The sequence below is a fragment of the Carnimonas nigrificans ATCC BAA-78 genome (assembly GCF_000526695.1).
Taxonomy (GTDB): domain Bacteria; phylum Pseudomonadota; class Gammaproteobacteria; order Pseudomonadales; family Halomonadaceae; genus Carnimonas; species Carnimonas nigrificans.
In genome coordinates, this window is sequence record NZ_JAGO01000015.1 from 132,168 (window position 1) to 149,366 (window position 17,199).

Genomic DNA, 17,199 nt, shown 5'->3' on the forward strand with positions numbered 1-17,199 from the left:
GGGATGTCATGTGTTGGCCTCTTGTCAGTTTTGTGCCCACAGTGAGCGATAAATGTCGATGATCTCGTCAGCATTGGGAACACGGGGGTTGTTACCCGGCGAGCCAGATGCCAGCGCTTGTTCAGCCATTGTTGGGAGCAGCGAGAAGAAGCGCTCGTGTTCAGCACCAAATGCCTCAAGCGTTGGTACCTGTAGCTCATCATTGATTTCGTAGAGAAAAGCGATGAGTTTTTTCGTGGCAGTATCGTCGTCGTCATGCGCATCGGCAGTGCCAATGAAGCGGGCGCAATCTGCGTAGCGCGAATGGGCAGCAGGCAACGACCACTGGGTGACAGCAGGTAATAGCATTGCGTTGGAAAGCCCATGGGGCACATGGAAAAACGCCCCAATGGGTCGGCTCATACCGTGCACCAAGGCCACGGATGCATTGGAAAAGGCGATACCGGCGAGCGTCGAGCCCAGCATCATTGCTTCGCGGGCAGTCTGATCACTACCATCGTGGTAGGCACGGCGTAAATTGGGGCCAATCAGGCGCATGGCAGCAACTGCCTGGCTATCGCTGTAGGGGCTGGCCTTTTGGCTGACATAGGCCTCCATTGCATGGGTAAGCGCATCAATGCCGGTGTCCGCGGTGGTGCGGGCAGGAACGCTGATGGTGAGGTTGTAATCTACCAATGCCGCTATCGGCATGAAGCCAAGCCCAGAGCAGAGCATTTTTTCGTCGTTGGCTTCATCAGTAATAATAGTGAAGCGGGTACATTCCGACCCGGTGCCAGCCGTTGTCGGAATGGCGATGATAGGCAGCCCTGCTTCGTTTACTTGGCGGGGAAACTTGTAATCACGCATGACACCGCCATGCTTGCCAAGGATGGCAATTGCCTTGGCACTATCAATCGGGCTACCGCCACCTAATGCGATGACGGAGTCATAATTGCCGCTGCGCACTTTCTCGACACCTGCGGTGATCGAGGTATCGGTGGGTTCTGGTACGGTGTCGTCGAATACCTCACAGGAAATACCCGATTGCGCCAATACGTCCTGTATAGCGGAAGCATAGCCAAGCTTGACCATTATCTTGTCGGTTACCAGTAATGGGCGGGAACAGCCCAGCTGGGCCAGCACCTCACCTACCTTATGGCTAGCGTCTGCACCCACATGCATGATGCGTGGAAGAATTACTTGCACAGGCATGTCTACCTCCTTGATCTGTATTTCGATACAAAATGTATTATTTTTATTTTTGATTAAATCAGACCAAAGCAGTAAAAGATGAGTTTTTTACACCTTTAGGATAATAAATCCTTTTGTCGTATGGATGTGAAATAGACTATACCGATATAAAACATATCGTTTTTGATATTTTTGGAGCAATGTCTAGGGTCTGTCTGGCGTAGAGGATATCTGCTGGATGAGGGAGGGGCAGTATGACGGATATGTTGATTGATAACGCCAGGTTCACCCTTCCGATGCCGTTTCTAAATACCGTGACCGAAGATTTCGCTGAGATCCTGGTAGCGCAACGTATGCAATCTGTATTGATCCAGGTAGTGACTGCCGGTACTACCGAGACTATTTCAAGGTGTCTAGCGGCTGTCGAACGACCTTCAGAGCATCATTTGAGGAGATGACATGTTGAGTCTGATTGGCCTTGTGGGAGGCCTGGCGCTACTGATATTCCTGACCATGCGTGGCGTTGATTTGCTAATCGCAGCCCCTGTGTCAGCACTTTTAATGGCTATGCTCAGTGGGCTGCCTTTGCTCCCCGGCGCCGAGGGTGGGACGGGGTCATATGTCAGTCAGTACATGGACGGCTTCACAGGCTTCTTTGCCGACTGGTTCTTCATGTTTTTGCTGGGGGCTATCTTCGGCAAGCTTATGCAGGACAGTGGGGCAGCCGAGAGCATTGCTCACTGGATCGTTGGGCATATCGGCATGAAAAATGCCCCGCTGGCGGTGGTTATCGCCTGTGCAGTGCTCACCTATGGTGGCGTGAGCATGTTTATCGTCTCTTTTTCGGTTTATCCAATGGCAGTAGGGCTTTTCAGGGAGGCTGGGCTGCCTCGTCGCTTCATTCCTGCAGCTCTCGGCTTTGGGGTGGGTACCTTCACGATGACTTCGGCTGGCTCTCCCGAAATTCAGAATTGGATCCCGATCGAATATTTGGGCACCTCACCTTATGCAGCGTGGGGGGTGAGTCTGGTTGTGGCGATATTCATGGTGATTTCCGGTCAGCTCTGGCTGAACTGGATGATCAAGCGCGCTGTAGCCAAGGGGGAGACATTCCATGCTCGCGAGGATGATGATAACGAGCAACGCGCTTCGCTGCCGCATCCGTTAATCAGCATGCTGCCGCTGCTGGTCGTGCTGGTGATCACCTTCTTCTTTCATGAGCAGTTTGGTAAGTCTGCGCTTATGATTGCGCTGCTGGGAGGCGTTATCGGGATATGCGTGATTAACTTGCGTCATTTCACCAATATGGGGAGCGCATTCTCAGGCGGTGCACTCGGTGCTCTGATCGCTATTGCCAACACCTGTGCTGTGGTTGGCTTCGGCGGAGTTGCTAAAGCCACACCTGCTTTTGATACTGCGGTAACCTGGATGACTCATTTGCCGGGTAATCCATTGATCGGAAGTGCTCTGGCGATCTGCGTGATTGCGGGGATCACTGGTTCGGCTTCAGGAGGCCAGGCAATTGCGCTGCCGCTGCTGGCGCCGCACTATCTGAGCATAGGGGTGAATCCGCAGGAGCTGCATCGGGTTGCAGCAATCTCTTCAGGTGCGCTGGATTCGCTGCCTCACAGCGGCTATGTGGTGACGATTATTCGTGCCATTGCCGGTGAAACCCACAAGCAGGCTTACCCAGCATTTGCTGCCCTGACGGTAGCCATTCCGCTGCTTGGCGTGGTGTTGGCGGTCGGATTATTCCTGTTGGGAATGTAGTGCTTGATACGATGATGCCAGGGGCTGAGTGTGGGAAGACTCTGGAGCTCAGCGTAAATGAGCATCCATAGGTAAATGAAGGGCCGTCATTTCACGCATAGGAAATCATGCTCCACCTGATGGTTCTCCAGCACAAGGCTATAAGGAACAGAGCCAATTCCGGCTGATCGGGATTGGCTCAAGCTGTCTCAATATGACCCTATGAAGCGAGGTAGCCCCGATTCTGTCTAACCATGTCGCTGTATTTCTTCCTCCAAAACCCCCAACCTCCCCTACAGTCGCCTGACTGACTCTCTTTCGATCAGTGGCATGGCGACACGTTGGCAGGTTGCGTGAGAGGGGGCTGAGTCCATGCTCAGCAGCCTTTCGACCGCCAGCTTGCCCATCTCGTAATAGGGCAGTTGCAGGGTGGTGAGAGTGGGGTGCATGTATCCCGCCAGCGGTTCGTCGTCAAACGAGATGATGCTGATATCATCGGCGACGCGAAGACCTCGCTCGTGAAGGGCACGGTAGGCGCCGAAGGCAATCCTGTCATTGGCAACCAGCAGTGCGGTGATATCGGCACCGCTATCGAGCAGTGTCAGCGTGCCCTGGTAGCCGAGTGATGGCTCCCATTCGTCACCGTGAACTTCCCCCGCCAAACACAGCCCTGCGTTGCGCATGGCGTCATCAATGCCTGCAAAGCGGCTCTCGATGGTAACGGAGTGGTAAGGGTCCTTCGCCTTGTGGTTGCGTCCGATCACGCCGATGCGCTGGTGATTGTGCGCTAACAGGCACTCAATGGCGTTGACGCCGGCGGCATATTCATCAGGCAGCAGGCTAGGTAGCCCATTGCTGACCCCGTTGATAAGCACCGCGCGCTGTTGTTTAAGGTCGGGAATATCCACCTGGCGTGCCTGCATAAAGCCAAACAGCAAGCCATCGACGCGCCGCTCCTGCAACGATGCAAGAGTACGCTGCAATTGGTGACTCTCGGCTTCGGCAATGAGCACCGTATAGCCCTGCTGCTCCGCTGCATTCAGCACACCGCTGATCATGAGCGAGGCGTAGCGCGTGGTAGTGACATTGTTGGAGACAAAGCCGAGCGAGCGACTCTCTCCGGTGCGCAGCATTCGACCGATGGCGTCGGTGGAGTAGCCCAACTGCTGAGCGGCAGCCTGTACCCGCTGGGCGGTAGCTGCGCTGATGCGTGCGGAACGACTCTGATTAAGCACCAGGTTGACCGTGGTGACTGATACTCCTGCCAAACGGGCAACATCGGCCTGGCTCGCTTTCCTTTGCACTGGCTGGTTCCTTTTTGATTCCCACCAAATCTACCTGGACGAAGCACTGACGATGACGGTGTCTGTTATCGGGGCCTTTATATGCTAGGGGGCTTACGACCAAATAGCTAACTACAGCGCTTGCTTCTCCTGATAATCTGCTCTGGTAAATCGATTTACCTAAATGGTTTAGGCAACGATTTCATGTGTCGCTTCATCTTTTGGAGTCGTTATGTCATCCGCTTTCCTTACACACTTAAAACGCCCAGCCTATCTGCATAACTCCACGACCCTGCTGCTGTTTTTTGCGTCATGGGGCGTCTGGTGGTCATTTTTTCAAATCTGGCTCACGTCACCGGAGTCAGGACTGGGGCTGAACGGTCACCAGGTAGGCATTGTCTATTCTGCCAACGCTGCCGCAACGCTGCTCATCATGCTGGTGTACGGCATCGTGCAGGACAAGCTGCAAATGAAACGTCACCTGGTCATCTTTGCCAGCGTGTTAATGAGCCTTGTCGCGCCCTTTGTGATCTGGGTCTATCAGCCTCTGCTGATGGCCGGTGGTTCCTCCTTTATGCTCGGGGTGATCCTCGGAGCATGGGTGCTGGCAGCGGGGTTCATTGCTGCCGCCGGTCTGTTTGAAGCCTTCTCGGAGCGTTTTGCGCGTGCGCATGGGGATGAGTATGGTCAGGTGCGTATGTGGGGTTCGGTGGGCTATGCAATTGCTGCGCTGCTGGCCGGTTTTCTGTTTACCTACGATCCTGCACTGAATTTCTGGTGCGGGTCGCTGCTTGGTGTCTGCTGCCTGGTGGCGAATATTATGTGGAGAAGCCCGGTGGAACCAGCGGGGATGCACGGCACCACTCAGGAAACTCCCGGCCTCAAGGACATTATCCGCGGCTTGTGCTGCCGTCCCATGTTGACCATGGTCATCTTCGTATTGATGTCGTGGACCTTCTACACAGTGTTCGATCAGCAGATGTTCCCCGACTTTTATACGCATCTGTTTGACTCTCCCGCTCGTGGGCAGCGCATGTACGCGATCCTGAACTCGGTACAGGTCTGTCTGGAAGCCGTCATGCTGGGTCTGGTGCCACTGCTCATGCACAGGATCGGCGTCAAGCCGGCGCTGATGCTGGGCATACTGGTGATGTTTTTGCGCATTGCCGGATGCGCCTTCTTCACCGATCCGATGCTGATTTCACTGGTGAAGCTCCTTCATGCGCCTGAAGTGGCGCTGTGTGTACTGCCCATTTTCCGCTACTTCACGCTGCACTTTAATCCAGTGCTGTCTGTCACCTTGTATATGGTGGGATTCCAGCTCTCTTCTCAGGTCGGCAATATTCTGCTTTCTCCGGTACTTGGGGCGCTGCGCGATGACATTGGCTACCAGCCGACCTTCTATCTGATCGCCGGTATTGTGCTTCTGGCGGGCATTTACGGGCTGTGCTTCCTGAAAGGGGACAAGCAGCACTTGTCGCATGCGTCTGATAACAGTGCGCTTTCTTCCTGAAGCGATATTCTTCCGAATTCATCAACGTTAGAGGGGGCTTTCATGTCAGCCAACGACCAAACGTATCACGCTGCCCAGCTTGAGCGGGCACAGCTTGCCAATAATGCTTTGGCGGAAACACGCAAGTCACGCTGGTATCCGCACTTCCACATTGCAGCGGCGGCGGGCTGGATCAATGATCCCAACGGGCTGTCGTTCTTCAATGGGCGCTATCAGACCTATTTTCAGCACCACCCTTACAGCAGCCAATGGGGGCCTATGCACTGGGGGCATGTGTCGAGCCAGGATCTGGTGCATTGGCAGCGCCATCCCATTGCATTGGCACCTGACCGGGAAGAAGACCGTGATGGTGTCTTTTCAGGCTCGGCAGTAGAAGGGCCGGATGGTCTGCTCTACGCCTTCTACACCGGTCATCGCTGGCGTAACGGCTATAACGAAGATGACGGCAACCTTCAGGTACAGTGTCTGGCGGTATCGCAAGATGGCTGCACCTTCGAGAAGCGTGGCACGGTGATTGAGTGCCCTGAGGGAGTTCAGCATTTCCGCGATCCCAAGGTGTGGTATCAGGATGAGCGCTGGTGGATGGTGGTAGGCATTAGCTCGCTTGAGCAGCGTGGCGAGGTGTGGCTGTATGTCTCCAGCAATCTGACCGAGTGGCAGTTTGATCGTGTGCTCTTTCAGGCGCCTGAGCCTGGCGTATTCATGCTGGAGTGTCCTGACATGTTCCCGCTTGGCGATAAGTGGGTGCTGCTCTGCTGCCCTATGGGGCTGCCGAAGGAAGGCTTTACAGGCCGCAACGGCCATAACGCGGGCTATGTAGTGGGAGATTGGGCGCCGGGACAAGGTTTCACGCCGCTCACCGCGTTTCAGCCGCTCGATTGGGGCCATCAGTTTTACGCGCCGCAAACCTTTGAAGCTCCCGATGGTCGCCGCATTCTGTTTGGCTGGATGGGGGCGTTTGATATGGTTCTCCCAACTCAGACTGAAGATGGCTGGTGCGGCCAGTTGACGGTGCCGCGCGAGCTACGCCTTGATGATGACCTGCATCTTTATAACGCTCCCATCGACGAATTCACTCAACTGCGTACTGACACGGTAGAAGCGGGCGCTATCACGCTGGATGCCAACCAGGGGCGCGTGATTGTTCAGGAGTGTCAGCCCTGCGAAATTGAACTCAGCATTAACCTTGCCGAGAGCAGTGCCGAGCGGATCGGGCTGTGGATAGGTCAGGCCGAGGGCGGCGATGGCGTGTTGGTCGCGTATGATGATCAGATGCAGCGTGTCGTGGTCGATCGCGGCAATGCCCTCAATGGCGATCGTGGCTATCGAGCCGCGCCCTGTTCTGCGGAAGGAAGGCTTGAATTGCGCGTGCTGATTGATAAAGGCTCGGTGGAGGTCTTTCTCAATAACGGTCAGGCGTCGGTGACTTCCTTCGTCTTCCCTGTCGAAGGAGCGCGTTCCGTTATCCTGCGTGCAGAATCCGGTGCAGCCACCGTTGATGCCGTGACCGTGCATCAGCTCGGCAGCATCTGGAATAGCTGAGATGCTTCGGGCGTGACATAAAGGCTGTTCTGCTGCCAGGCCAATAGTGCCACTGCTCGTCAATGAATGATGAGGAGAAATAGTACGCGGCAGGAAGGGCAATAGCTCCCATGAAAATAACGCCGGCCAGCGCTTAAACACTGGCCGGCGTCATTTTTTTCACGGCTATAGGGAGCGATTAACGTGCCGTGGGGTAGTCGATATAGCCCTCTTTGGTTTGGCTATACCAGGTGCTGATGTTGTCGTCGGCCAGCGGTAGCCCTTCCTTGAAGCGAGTCACCAGGTCGGGGTTGGAGATGAAGCGACGGCCAAAGGCAATAAAGTCGGCTCCACCGCTTTGCACCACCTGCTGGGCTTCCTCAAGGGTATAGTCCTGATTAAGCCCCAGCGGTTTATGGAAAACCTGACGGATTTTGGGCGACAGCTTGGGCTGATCGGTTTTGCCGAAGGTGCCATCCGGGCCAGGCTCACGCATTTCAAGGAAGGCGATATCCAGCGCTTGCAGTGTTTCCACGGCGGGAATAAATACCGCTTCCGGATCGCTATCAACGCAGCCTACCGTGTCACCGGTGGGCGTCAGGCGCACGCCGGTACGCTCCTTGCCGACTACTGAGATCACGCGCTCGGTTACTTCACGCAGCAGACGAATACGGTTTTCCGGCGAGCCGCCATAGCTGTCGGTACGCTTGTTGGTGCTGTCTTTCAGAAATTCATCAATCAGGTAGCCGTTGGCAGCGTGAATCTGCACGCCGTCAAAGCCAGCCTTCAGCGCATTGCGCGCGGCATTCTCGTAGTCATCCAGCAGACGTGGAATTTCTGCGGCTTCCAGCTCACGCGGTACTTCGTGATCCGCCTTGCCTTCATAAATATGAATCTGGCCCGGCGCGGCGATGGCCGAAGGAGCAACGGGCTGCTGGCCGGTGACGCTGGAGTGCACCTGGCGGCCCATATGCCATAGCTGGCAGACAATCTTGCCACCTGCCTCGTGGACGGCCTGCGTAATAGGCTTCCACGCCTCGACCTGCTCGTCGCTCCAGATGCCCGGCGCCCAGGGCCAACCGAGTCCTTCACGCGAGATGCCGGTTGCTTCGGAGATAATCAGCCCAGCTTCGGCGCGCTGTTTGTAGTATTCCACCATGATCGGCGTCGGTACATGGTCGCGGGTAGCACGCGCACGGGTAAGCGGCGCCATCACAATGCGGTTGGCTGCATGAATGGAGCCAATCTCGATAGGGTCGAACAGGTCTGTCATATCAGTCTCCTGCCTTTGATAAGTCATGATAAAGCGAAAGAGGCACGCCATTTCGCGGCCTCTGGATTGCATGAATTCGACTTTAGCACTATTTTTCGAATGAATAATTGCCTGAAATATAAAACCACTTTTTAGCTGTGTTAAATAATGGATCAACTGAATTTGCTGCGACTGTTTGTGGATATTGCGGAGCGGGGCAGCCTTTCGGCAGTGGCGCGGGCCAATGCCATCTCTCCGGCAACCGTCACTCAGTCCTTGAAAACGCTGGAGGAGCGCGTAGGGGCGACGCTGATTGTGCGTACCACGCGGCGGCTATCGTTTACCCAGGAAGGGGAGCTGTTTCTGGCCGAATGCCGGCGCATTCTGACGGACGTGACCGATGTGCTGGATGGCGTTTCCGACAAGGGCAAGGTACAGGGCGAGCTGCGCGTGACGGCGACCAACGATTTTGGCCGTAATCGGCTCACACCGTTGATTGATCTCTTTATGAAAGAGTACCCCGACGTGCGGGTAGCGCTTCAGTTAAGCGACTCGAATATGGATTTGGTAGCCGAGCGGCAGGATGTGGCACTGCGCATGGGGCCATTGAAGGATTCTACCCTGACGGCGCGCCTGCTGATGCCGGGCAAGCGCTGCGTCTGTGCATCGCCAGCCTTCTGGCAGCGCCATGGCAAGCCGGCGCATCCGCGTGAGCTGGTCAATTACAACTGTATTGTGCTGGCACGTCCCGGTTCGCCGATGAGCCATTGGCGTTTTCGAATAGATGGTCGCGATACCACGGTGCGCGTGTCGGGAGATCGCTCGGTCAATGACGGCAGTGCGCTGGAAAACTGGGCGATGGCAGGGGCCGGTGTGGTGCTGCTCTCCAGCATTGATATCAGGGAAGAGCTGGAAAATGGACGGCTGGAAACGGCGCTCGATGCGTTTTCCCATGAAGATACCAATCTATACGCGGTATATCCTGGGGGGAAACAGCCTTCGCGACGAGTGGCGGCATTCATCCTGTTTCTGGTGGATCAGCTTAATCCGATGAGAGAGTAATCGCTTCTGTTGCCAATGACTTTTCATGAGCTTTCTATAGGCACTTTGTAGCGATTGTTGGAGGGGGAGCGTGGCGTTAGCAGGCTCTTGGATGGATATTAGCGGGAAGAAGGAAGAACAACGTCCCTGCGCATGGAAGGAGGCGCGATGTCGCTATTCTTCTGCGTCGCGTAGCTGTCGCCATGCTTGTGAGGCTGATGCGGTTTTGATCATCGCGGTGACGGCGCTGTAACGACAGCCATGCCGCTCGCGACTGTCAGCAGTGGTGGGGTAAGTACCGGTGCGGTAGTGATGTTGCACTCGCGGCAAAATTTTTTCGCAACAGCGGGAACTATAGCGCGCCTCCATCGTCAGAGTAGATAAGTTCCCTTGCAGTAATCCCTGTTCACCCCGGCTTCAACGCCGGGGTTTTTTTGTGTGGGGAACGCCGATTCAGGCAGTGACCAGCGTAGATGACAGCTTCAGCTCGCGGCATAAACCGGCGCTAAGCCGCCGATATCGCGTGGAATGTCCAGGATGATAAATGGACATGAAAAACATTTGCCGACGACACCTTCCTGTCATTTACTCCGGATGCTTTTGTCAGCGCTGTGCCGAGCGCGCGGTAAATGCGTTCAGATCAAGCCTTCGCTAATATCTACTGGTACACTCTGCTTGCCGATTTTCGCAACTCAACAGGTTCGTACGTGAAAGAGTCTTCCAACAACGATTCAAGCGCTCCTTCCTACAGCAAACTGCGCGCTGCCGCGGGGCTGTTTTGTGTTGCGGTGCTTGCGATCTTCGCCCTTCTGATAGTGCTGGGTGTGGTGATCGAAACCACCGAACACAACGGTGCAGGCTATGTCATGGCCCTGTTCAGTCTGGTGGTTGCGCTGCTGGCGGCGCTAGGGTTGAGCCGCTGCTATCGCGACCTCCTGGCGCTGTTCGGTAAAACGCACTGGCTGGCCGCCAGACGTACCAGTGCAGAACGTAATGATGAAAGAAGTCGCCGTGCCCCGCCGAAGGAGCGCGAGCGTGCTCGGCGCGCCACTCCTTCACCGGCTCAAGCGAAGGCGGCACGTCACGAACCTGCGGTGTGGTCAGCGCCACGGGAGCGCTTTGTGACGGCAAAGGGCGAGGAGCCTTATATTGGTGCTTCTGCCAGCGACGCTGATGATGATGTCGGTGTTCCGATATCAACGCCCCCTGCTCAGCATGACGCACGCTCAGTAGATAAGAGCGAGCGCGAACCGTCATTAGGCAAGGTAGCCGCTGACATTGAGCAGGAGGGGCCGGACGAATCGCTGGCTGCCCCCATTAGCGCTGAACTGCCCGATGAGCCTTCCATGCCGGAAATGACCCTGACGGCAACTCGGCATGAAGTAGCGCCCTGGGTTGAGACAAACAAAACGTCGGATGAAGATGACGTGACGGATTGGGTGCAGATCGTCTCCGAAGATGAAGACGCACTGCCGCACTCTCTCCATCCCTTCGATGAGGTAATGGCACCTGAGCCTGAGAAGGAACTGCCTGCGCCCAGTGCTGCACGCGAGAAACCACGCATTCGGGTGGTGGCAGGTGGTAAGGTAGGGGAATGAAGGATTTGGTAGCGTAACTCTGTACGGCAGCGGGGGCGGGTCATGAAGCGCGTGATGTTGGGCTATATTGATGCTTGGCTGAGGATCATTGATATTTCATTGATCATCACCTTTGTGACCCAGTTCTATCCGCTTACGCAATCAATGCTCGGCTTCATCTACAAGCCTACCGACAGCATTTTCATCCTGCTGGTTGGTCTTCTGTGGGGTGTGTTGGCATCGGCACTATTAAGCTGTCTTGTGGCTTTTGTGACGGCCATTGCTCTGGTAGTGCTGTGCGTGCCGCTTAATTTCATGATGTTTGTCTGCCGCTGGAACAGCTCGCGCCATTACATTGCGGTGGGCGTTATTGGCGGAGCGATTATCTCGCTGCTGGCGTGGTGGCTGTCGCACTATACCAATCTGGTAGTGCCGCTCTATCTCAGCATTGTCTTTATGCCGTTTACTTCCTATACCTACTGGAAAACGGCGCGCCCTGATCTCAACGAAGCGCAATATCAAAAGCTGCGGGAAGCCGAGCGGCGCACCGCTAAAAAGAAAGACAAAAAAGGGGGCGATGCTGAGGAGCACCCTGAGCAGGATGCCCTCCATCAGATCGCCCGGTAGTATGAGTTATTCAACCATCAGTGATCGCTGGTAGTGCTCTGCTGTTTGGCAGCACTTTTCGGTAATTGCTTTTTACCAGCGCTATTGTGCCAATTGGGTTCTGCCTTCCACACGCGATAGCGAACATCCACGTCGGCAGGTGCATAAACCACGATCGGTAGCTGACTGTTATAGGCGACGCTAAAGCTCGCGTGATGCGCAGCGACAAAACGCTGCTTCTCGGACCCTTCCGGGCACGCCATCAGCGTAGAACCGCCTTTTTCAAGGTTTGAAACGCGATAGTACGAATATCCCCAGCCCTCCACATCATGCTGCTCGCTGGAGCCGCTGAGCATCTGCCGGTTGCAGTCAACCTTCAGACGCTTGCCAGGCATCACTTCCACCTTCATATCGCTCTCGTTAGCCTGTTTCGGCACTTCGATAACGTGCACACGTTCGCCCTTGGCAGGGGCTGGATACATGCTGGTATCAGCAGCGTGACTCATGGTGGCTCCCAGCAGTAGGGGCAAGGTAAACAAGTAACGTTTCATATGAATTTCCTCGGCCTAAACAGGTAATGCCTGACGCATTGCGAAGGCTTATTATCGCAATCATTGGGGCAATAAATCTATGGCTACCTCTCGTTTTGCCCCCCAATGTTGCTGATGGGGCTATGTCTAAATCTAGCGTCATAAGGTAAGGGATTGACAAAAAATGCCATCATTCGGGGGCTGAATACTCTATGGCCCTGATTATTTTGGCTATGGAAGTAGAAGTGGTGGGCAGTGCTGGCCAGTACCGCTATGTTCATGGCGATGGTTATACATGTAACACCCTGTGGCAGTATTACTGCCACAGGGTGTGATGATGGTGAGAGATTATCTCATTACATCGAACATGTCTTAACATTGACTTAACGTTGGGTGAGCCATGCTCTTAATATGGCCGCAAACTTTGATAGATATCATTCAATAATTGCCGCCGCCGCTCATGTTTTTCCTGGCGACGTTGCCAATGTTCTTGCTCTCGTTGCCAATGCTCTTGTCGACGCCACTGTTGGTGTTCTTGCCGTCGTTGCCACTGCTCCTGCCGCCGCTGTTGATGCTCTTGTTGACGTTGCCAATGCGCTTGCCGTCGCTGCTGCTGTTGCTCTAGTCGTTGCCTTTGCCGCTCTTGCTGCTGTCGTTGCCGCTCTTGTCGCAGCCTCTGCCGCTCCTGCCACTGCTCTTGCCGCCGTTGCTGATGTTCTTGCCACTGTTCTTGTCGCCGCTGCTCTTGCCATTGATAACTCTGTGCTTGAACTACCGATGTAATTAAAAGGAGCGAAATAAAAATAATTCCCCTTGAAATACAGGCCATAAAATTAACTCTCAAGATAAAATAAGTATTATTTAATTTTTTTGACATTCCTGGTTATGCCTTCACGCTTGAGGGCGCATCAGAGCCATCCAGTTAGTGGCTTTATCAGTTATGCCGTTTGCATATATTCACAAAAATAAACCTGTTGAAACATTGATGACAGTTTGAATGCTATCAATATTCGCCTTCGGTATCTTATCCATCTCCTCTACTGGATGTGTGCTTTCCTGATTGCCGCCGAGCGCAATATATCGTATTGAACTTCCCTATGACCAGAATATTGAAGCACGTATGGGCGAGTCTGGTATTATTTATGGGAGCAAGGTAGAGCCACATTATACTTCATCATGTCATTATTCAAAAGTAGACACGAGCACTCCTGACATGGATATGAGGGATTGCTCGTGGGATGTTTCATCGGCTTTGAGAGAAATAGATACTGGTTTATTTATTTGTAAATATATGTTAAATATAGTTTCCGTATGCATAGGTTTGAATCGTATGTCCAGCACGATTATCGTTATCTTCATAATGTTTCCTGATAATCGGTATCCTGGATTGTTATGTTTATAACCGTGCTCGTAATTTATCTTTATGTATAAGCAAGTTATTAACTGATTACGATTAAGAGGGTCGTATTTACATGACTTCCCTTTTTCTACACACCTTCCGTGCTGTGAGTGTCGAACTGGTCAAGAATGGTAAGGAAGTTGGCGATCAGCGGCGTGGAAGGCTCCTCGCGCATAAGGACTGCTACATCAGAGCTGTAGCGATCGCCTTCCAGCGGGATATAACGAACATTGTCGAAATCGAGGGAATGCAGCGAGTCGGGCACCAGCGCGATGCCTAACCCTGCATTTACCAGACTGACCACGGTAGCCAGGTGCGGCGATGATTGAATGATGCGAGGCGAGGTGCCGCCGCTATCAATACCGATTTGGCGCAGGGTGGCCGCCCAGCCGGCACTTTCATGGGACATTGCCGCTACGAAGGTTTCGTTGACCAGATCGCTCGGCCTCAATTGCGGTGCGTTTGCCAGCGGATGAGTGACAGGCACTGCAACCATAATGGATTCGCGCACTCGCTTGAGCAGTTGCAGCCCTTCCAGTGAGCCGGGCAGCGGCAGCCTGACGAAGCCTACATCAAGGGTTCTCTCGTGCAGGTGCTGCATCTGATCGTCGGCATTCTGCTCTTGCAGCGACAGCTCGACATCGGGCCAGGTGTGACGAAAGCGGGAAATCACCCAGGGCAGGCATTTGGCAAAGGGGGCTGAGCCGACGAAACCGATATTAAGCACTCCCGCTCTGCCCAGCGCTACCTGCCTGCCGACTTCTTCTGCATGATCGAGTTGCGTCACGGCGCGGCGCGCTTCAATGAGAAAGCGTTCTCCCGCCGCGGTTAGCTCGACATGCCGCCGACTGCGGTGGAGCAGTACCGTGCCCAGCGACGTTTCCAGTGTCTTGATCTGGGCGGAGAGTGCGGGCTGCACGATATTCAGGCGGGCGGCTGCGCGGCCAAAATGAAGTTCTTCAGCGAGTATCACGAAATAGCGCAGCGCTCTTGATTCTAAAGGCATTTTTTATATTTAATCAGAAAATGTTATCAATAATCAAAAAGATATTATTTTATTTGTTAAGAAGGCTCAATCACCATAACCGCCCTTGCCGTACTTTCCGTGTTTATCACGAACCGCGAAGTGCGTAATTGATAAATTCAGAAGGTGGGTGGTGTGAGCACCGAATCCAAACAAGCCTCGCAGGATCAGAAGTCAACCTCGGAGCAGCAGGCCGCTGCCGATGCCGCGCGGGAGCAAACGGCCATTGCGCGTAGTTACCGTTTTCAGGTTATTCGCTTTATTACGATCATTGTGGTCTTCCTGCTGCTGTTATGGGGCGGAAGCTACTTTATTGCCTATACATCAGACGCTTATGTTGATGCCAATGTTGTTGAGGTGGCTCCCGAGGTTACCGGCAAGGTTGATCACGTTTACGTACAGGATAACCAGCAGGTGAAGCGCGGTGATCTGCTCTTTACGCTGGATGATTCCGAGTACCGTTTGCAGGTCGAGAGTGCCAAAGGCGCGCTTGAAAGTGCGCGAGCGCAGGTAGCCGTCGATAAGGCAGCCATTGAAAGTGCGCGAAGTCACCACACCAGCGATCAGGCCGAACTTACGCTGGCGAATCATAACCTGACCCGTGCCCAGAACCTGTGGCAGCGCGGGGCTTATGCAACGCAACAGCTAGATCAGCAGCGCGCTGTCCAGCAGCAGGCAGCAGCAGCGGCTTCCTCCAGCAGGGCCGATCTGGATGAGGCTGAAGGAACGCTCAAGTTGCATCAGGCGCAGTTGACTTCGGCGCAGGCGAGCCTAGGGCGGGCGCAGTGGCGATTGAGCCGTACCCGTCTGTATGCGGCTCAGGATGGCGTTATCACACATATGACGCTTGAAGAGGGCGATACCGCAGAATCCCACGATAGCGTGATGGCGGAGGTCTCTCAGGGGAACTGGCGGGTGATGGCTAACTACAAGGAGTACTTTGTACGCCACTTTTCACCGGGTCAGACGGTGTGGGTATGGGTGGATGCTGACCCCTGGCATTTTTACAAGGCGCATGTTCAAGGCATCTCCTACGCCATTTCCCGTGAGCGGCATCGGGAGAAACTGGTGCCCTATGTTGATCCAAGCGTGGATTGGATCAGGCTGTCACGGCGTATCCCCGTCCGTTTGACCTTCGATCAACTTCCGCCTCATGCCGTGGCGGGGTCCGATGCCCGTGTGGTGGCGTTTTACTGATGAAAACGATATGGAAAGAGCTGCGCGATACGCCCGCTGCCTTTCATCAGGAGCTGCGCTCATTCAGTGTCAGGGAAGAACGTTTTCAGTTTGCCTTATGGCGCTGTGCCTCGGTAGTGATGGCTATCGGCGTCGCTACGCTGCTTCAGCTTGATGATCTGGTGTGGGCCGGTTTCAGCGGCTTCATGGTCATGCGTACCGATATCGGCGTGTCGTTCAAACGCGGTGCCCATCGTGTTTTGGGGACTGTGCTGGGCGCTTTGCTGGGGCTGGTGGGGGCTGCATTATCGGCGGATTACCCGATAGTGATGATGGCGTTTATCTTTGTGGTCGCCTGGCTCACCTTCATGCACTGTTTCTTTAGCCGTTACTCCTATGCGTGGCTGTTCTTCTTTTTAACGACCAGCATGGTGATGGCTTATGGGCTGACTTCACCTGATGATGTGTTCAATTTTGCTGAAACTCGGGTAGCCGAGATTGTCATTGGCACTGGTGCCTGCCTGTTGATTGCGGCCATTCGTGCCGGTGCCCAGCCCGCCAGAATTACCTGTCAGTCCACCAGCGGTCATCCTTTCAGAGCGAAATTCCTGTTCAACGAAGCGTGGCTCACGCAGCACTGGATACTGGTCGGTTATGCCACCAGAGTGGGAATTGTCGTGGCGCTGCAACCGCTGATTGCCAGCTTCGCCAATCTGAATCACGACACCAATCTGACGCAGCAGTTAACGACCACCTTTGTGGTGATGATGACAACCTCCGATAACGTCTACAAAAGTGCTCATCGGGTGGTTCATACCCGTATGGCGCACCGTCTGGCGGGGTGCATATTGGGAAGTGCCTTCGGCATGCTGATGCTGGGCCTTTTCGAGCAGAATGCACTGGTAACGCCGCTGGTGCTGACGGCAGGTATTCTGATTGGCTCACAAATCGAGCATGGCGAGGCGAAGATCAATTATGTGGGCACGCAGTTCGCGCTCGCCTTCATGACGACCTACATTCAGATGGGGGCACCGGCGACGAGTATTTCGCTGGGGCTGGACCGTCTGGTCGGGATCATCTTTGGGGCTGTTAGCGTTTACTGCATTCTGGAGTGCTGGCCGGTGGAGTGGTCATTGGCCAGGTACCGAGCGCGCCATGGCGTTCATTCCCAGACATAGGCATGAAGAAGCACGAAGATTGAAGGGCAGGAATCCGAGGGTTGCAGCGTAGCAGAGCTTTCGTCGCGGTTCGCTATACCTGCTGCTCAAGTGAGCTACGGGTAGAGAGCAGAGAGAACGTACAAGACGCGCTTTTGAGGAGAAGTCCAGCCCTTCCAGAAGGTTATTCCGGTCAGGCTG

The 17,199-nt window shown here is 54.4% G+C and carries 14 protein-coding genes; 9 read left to right on the top strand and 5 right to left on the bottom strand.

The features are described 5' to 3' along the window. Window positions 1–24 precede the first annotated feature (24 nt). Entirely contained in the window at window positions 25–1,191 is a 1,167-nt protein-coding gene (locus L881_RS0110515; protein ID WP_025733655.1) for an iron-containing alcohol dehydrogenase, read from the bottom strand. Between the two features lie 438 nt (window positions 1,192–1,629). Between L881_RS0110515 and L881_RS0110525 the strand changes: the two genes are divergently transcribed. After that, window positions 1,630–2,940 (top strand): GntP family permease, encoded by a 1,311-nt coding sequence (locus L881_RS0110525; RefSeq protein ID WP_025733657.1) that lies wholly within the window; start codon window positions 1,630–1,632, stop codon window positions 2,938–2,940. A gap of 272 nt (window positions 2,941–3,212) precedes the next feature. Here the strand turns inward: L881_RS0110525 and L881_RS0110530 are convergent, their stop codons facing one another. Continuing rightward, entirely contained in the window at window positions 3,213–4,223 is a 1,011-nt protein-coding gene (locus L881_RS0110530) for a LacI family DNA-binding transcriptional regulator (RefSeq protein WP_025733658.1), read from the bottom strand. 211 nt (window positions 4,224–4,434) lie between these two features. On the opposite strand from L881_RS0110530, the gene L881_RS0110535 reads away from it, so the two are divergent. Further along, window positions 4,435–5,715, top strand: coding sequence for an oligosaccharide MFS transporter (locus L881_RS0110535; protein ID WP_025733659.1), 1,281 nt, complete (start codon window positions 4,435–4,437; stop codon window positions 5,713–5,715). A 42-nt stretch (window positions 5,716–5,757) separates the two neighbouring features. After that, entirely contained in the window at window positions 5,758–7,257 is a 1,500-nt protein-coding gene (locus L881_RS0110540) for a glycoside hydrolase family 32 protein (RefSeq protein WP_025733660.1), read from the top strand. A gap of 178 nt (window positions 7,258–7,435) precedes the next feature. Here L881_RS0110540 and L881_RS0110545 read toward each other — a convergent pair whose 3' ends face one another. Then, window positions 7,436–8,509 carry an alkene reductase gene (locus tag L881_RS0110545; RefSeq protein ID WP_025733661.1) on the bottom strand — a complete coding sequence of 358 codons (1,074 nt, stop codon included), beginning with the start codon at window positions 8,507–8,509 and terminating at the stop codon, window positions 7,436–7,438. A gap of 147 nt (window positions 8,510–8,656) precedes the next feature. On the opposite strand from L881_RS0110545, the gene L881_RS0110550 reads away from it, so the two are divergent. From L881_RS0110550 to L881_RS0110560, 3 genes are all read left to right on the top strand, one after another. Then, window positions 8,657–9,550, top strand: coding sequence for a LysR family transcriptional regulator (locus L881_RS0110550; protein WP_025733662.1), 894 nt, complete (start codon window positions 8,657–8,659; stop codon window positions 9,548–9,550). A 686-nt stretch (window positions 9,551–10,236) separates the two neighbouring features. Next, a complete protein-coding gene (locus tag L881_RS0110555; protein WP_156926550.1) occupies window positions 10,237–11,127 on the top strand; it encodes a hypothetical protein in 891 nt (296 codons plus the stop codon). Window positions 11,128–11,169: 42 nt separating this feature from the next. Beyond that, on the top strand, window positions 11,170–11,733 hold the full coding sequence (locus L881_RS0110560; RefSeq protein WP_034579315.1) for a hypothetical protein: 564 nt from the start codon (window positions 11,170–11,172) through the stop codon (window positions 11,731–11,733). A 17-nt stretch (window positions 11,734–11,750) separates the two neighbouring features. Here the strand turns inward: L881_RS0110560 and eco are convergent, their stop codons facing one another. Next, complete coding sequence (gene eco, locus L881_RS0110565; protein WP_025733665.1) at window positions 11,751–12,263, bottom strand: serine protease inhibitor ecotin; 513 nt, start codon at window positions 12,261–12,263, stop codon at window positions 11,751–11,753. A 372-nt stretch (window positions 12,264–12,635) separates the two neighbouring features. Between eco and L881_RS13470 the strand changes: the two genes are divergently transcribed. Then, window positions 12,636–13,025, top strand: a complete 390-nt coding sequence (locus tag L881_RS13470) for a hypothetical protein (protein ID WP_156926551.1) — start codon at window positions 12,636–12,638, stop codon at window positions 13,023–13,025. Window positions 13,026–13,729: 704 nt separating this feature from the next. Here the strand turns inward: L881_RS13470 and L881_RS0110580 are convergent. Continuing rightward, window positions 13,730–14,647, bottom strand: coding sequence for a LysR substrate-binding domain-containing protein (locus L881_RS0110580; RefSeq protein ID WP_025733667.1), 918 nt, complete (start codon window positions 14,645–14,647; stop codon window positions 13,730–13,732). Window positions 14,648–14,800: 153 nt separating this feature from the next. On the opposite strand from L881_RS0110580, the gene L881_RS0110585 reads away from it, so the two are divergent. Next, window positions 14,801–15,862 (top strand): HlyD family secretion protein, encoded by a 1,062-nt coding sequence (locus L881_RS0110585; RefSeq protein ID WP_025733668.1) that lies wholly within the window; start codon window positions 14,801–14,803, stop codon window positions 15,860–15,862. Next, a complete protein-coding gene (locus L881_RS0110590) occupies window positions 15,862–17,019 on the top strand; it encodes an FUSC family protein (RefSeq protein ID WP_025733669.1) in 1,158 nt (385 codons plus the stop codon). Before L881_RS0110585 ends, L881_RS0110590 begins: the two co-directional genes overlap by 1 nt. Window positions 17,020–17,199: the final 180 nt, after the last annotated feature.

Bases quoted from the DNA above. Each gene is read 5' to 3' on its own strand.
- L881_RS0110515 (WP_025733655.1), bottom strand. From the start codon at position 1,191: ATGCCTGTGCAAGTAATTCTTCCACGCATCATGCATGTGGGTGCAGAC.
- L881_RS0110525 (WP_025733657.1), top strand. From the start codon at position 1,630: ATGTTGAGTCTGATTGGCCTTGTGGGAGGCCTGGCGCTACTGATATTC.
- L881_RS0110535 (WP_025733659.1), top strand. From the start codon at position 4,435: ATGTCATCCGCTTTCCTTACACACTTAAAACGCCCAGCCTATCTGCAT.
- L881_RS0110540 (WP_025733660.1), top strand. From the start codon at position 5,758: ATGTCAGCCAACGACCAAACGTATCACGCTGCCCAGCTTGAGCGGGCA.
- L881_RS0110545 (WP_025733661.1), bottom strand. From the start codon at position 8,509: ATGACAGACCTGTTCGACCCTATCGAGATTGGCTCCATTCATGCAGCC.
- L881_RS0110550 (WP_025733662.1), top strand. From the start codon at position 8,657: ATGGATCAACTGAATTTGCTGCGACTGTTTGTGGATATTGCGGAGCGG.
- L881_RS0110560 (WP_034579315.1), top strand. From the start codon at position 11,170: ATGAAGCGCGTGATGTTGGGCTATATTGATGCTTGGCTGAGGATCATT.
- eco (WP_025733665.1), bottom strand. From the start codon at position 12,263: ATGAAACGTTACTTGTTTACCTTGCCCCTACTGCTGGGAGCCACCATG.
- L881_RS0110580 (WP_025733667.1), bottom strand. From the start codon at position 14,647: ATGCCTTTAGAATCAAGAGCGCTGCGCTATTTCGTGATACTCGCTGAA.
- L881_RS0110590 (WP_025733669.1), top strand. From the start codon at position 15,862: ATGAAAACGATATGGAAAGAGCTGCGCGATACGCCCGCTGCCTTTCAT.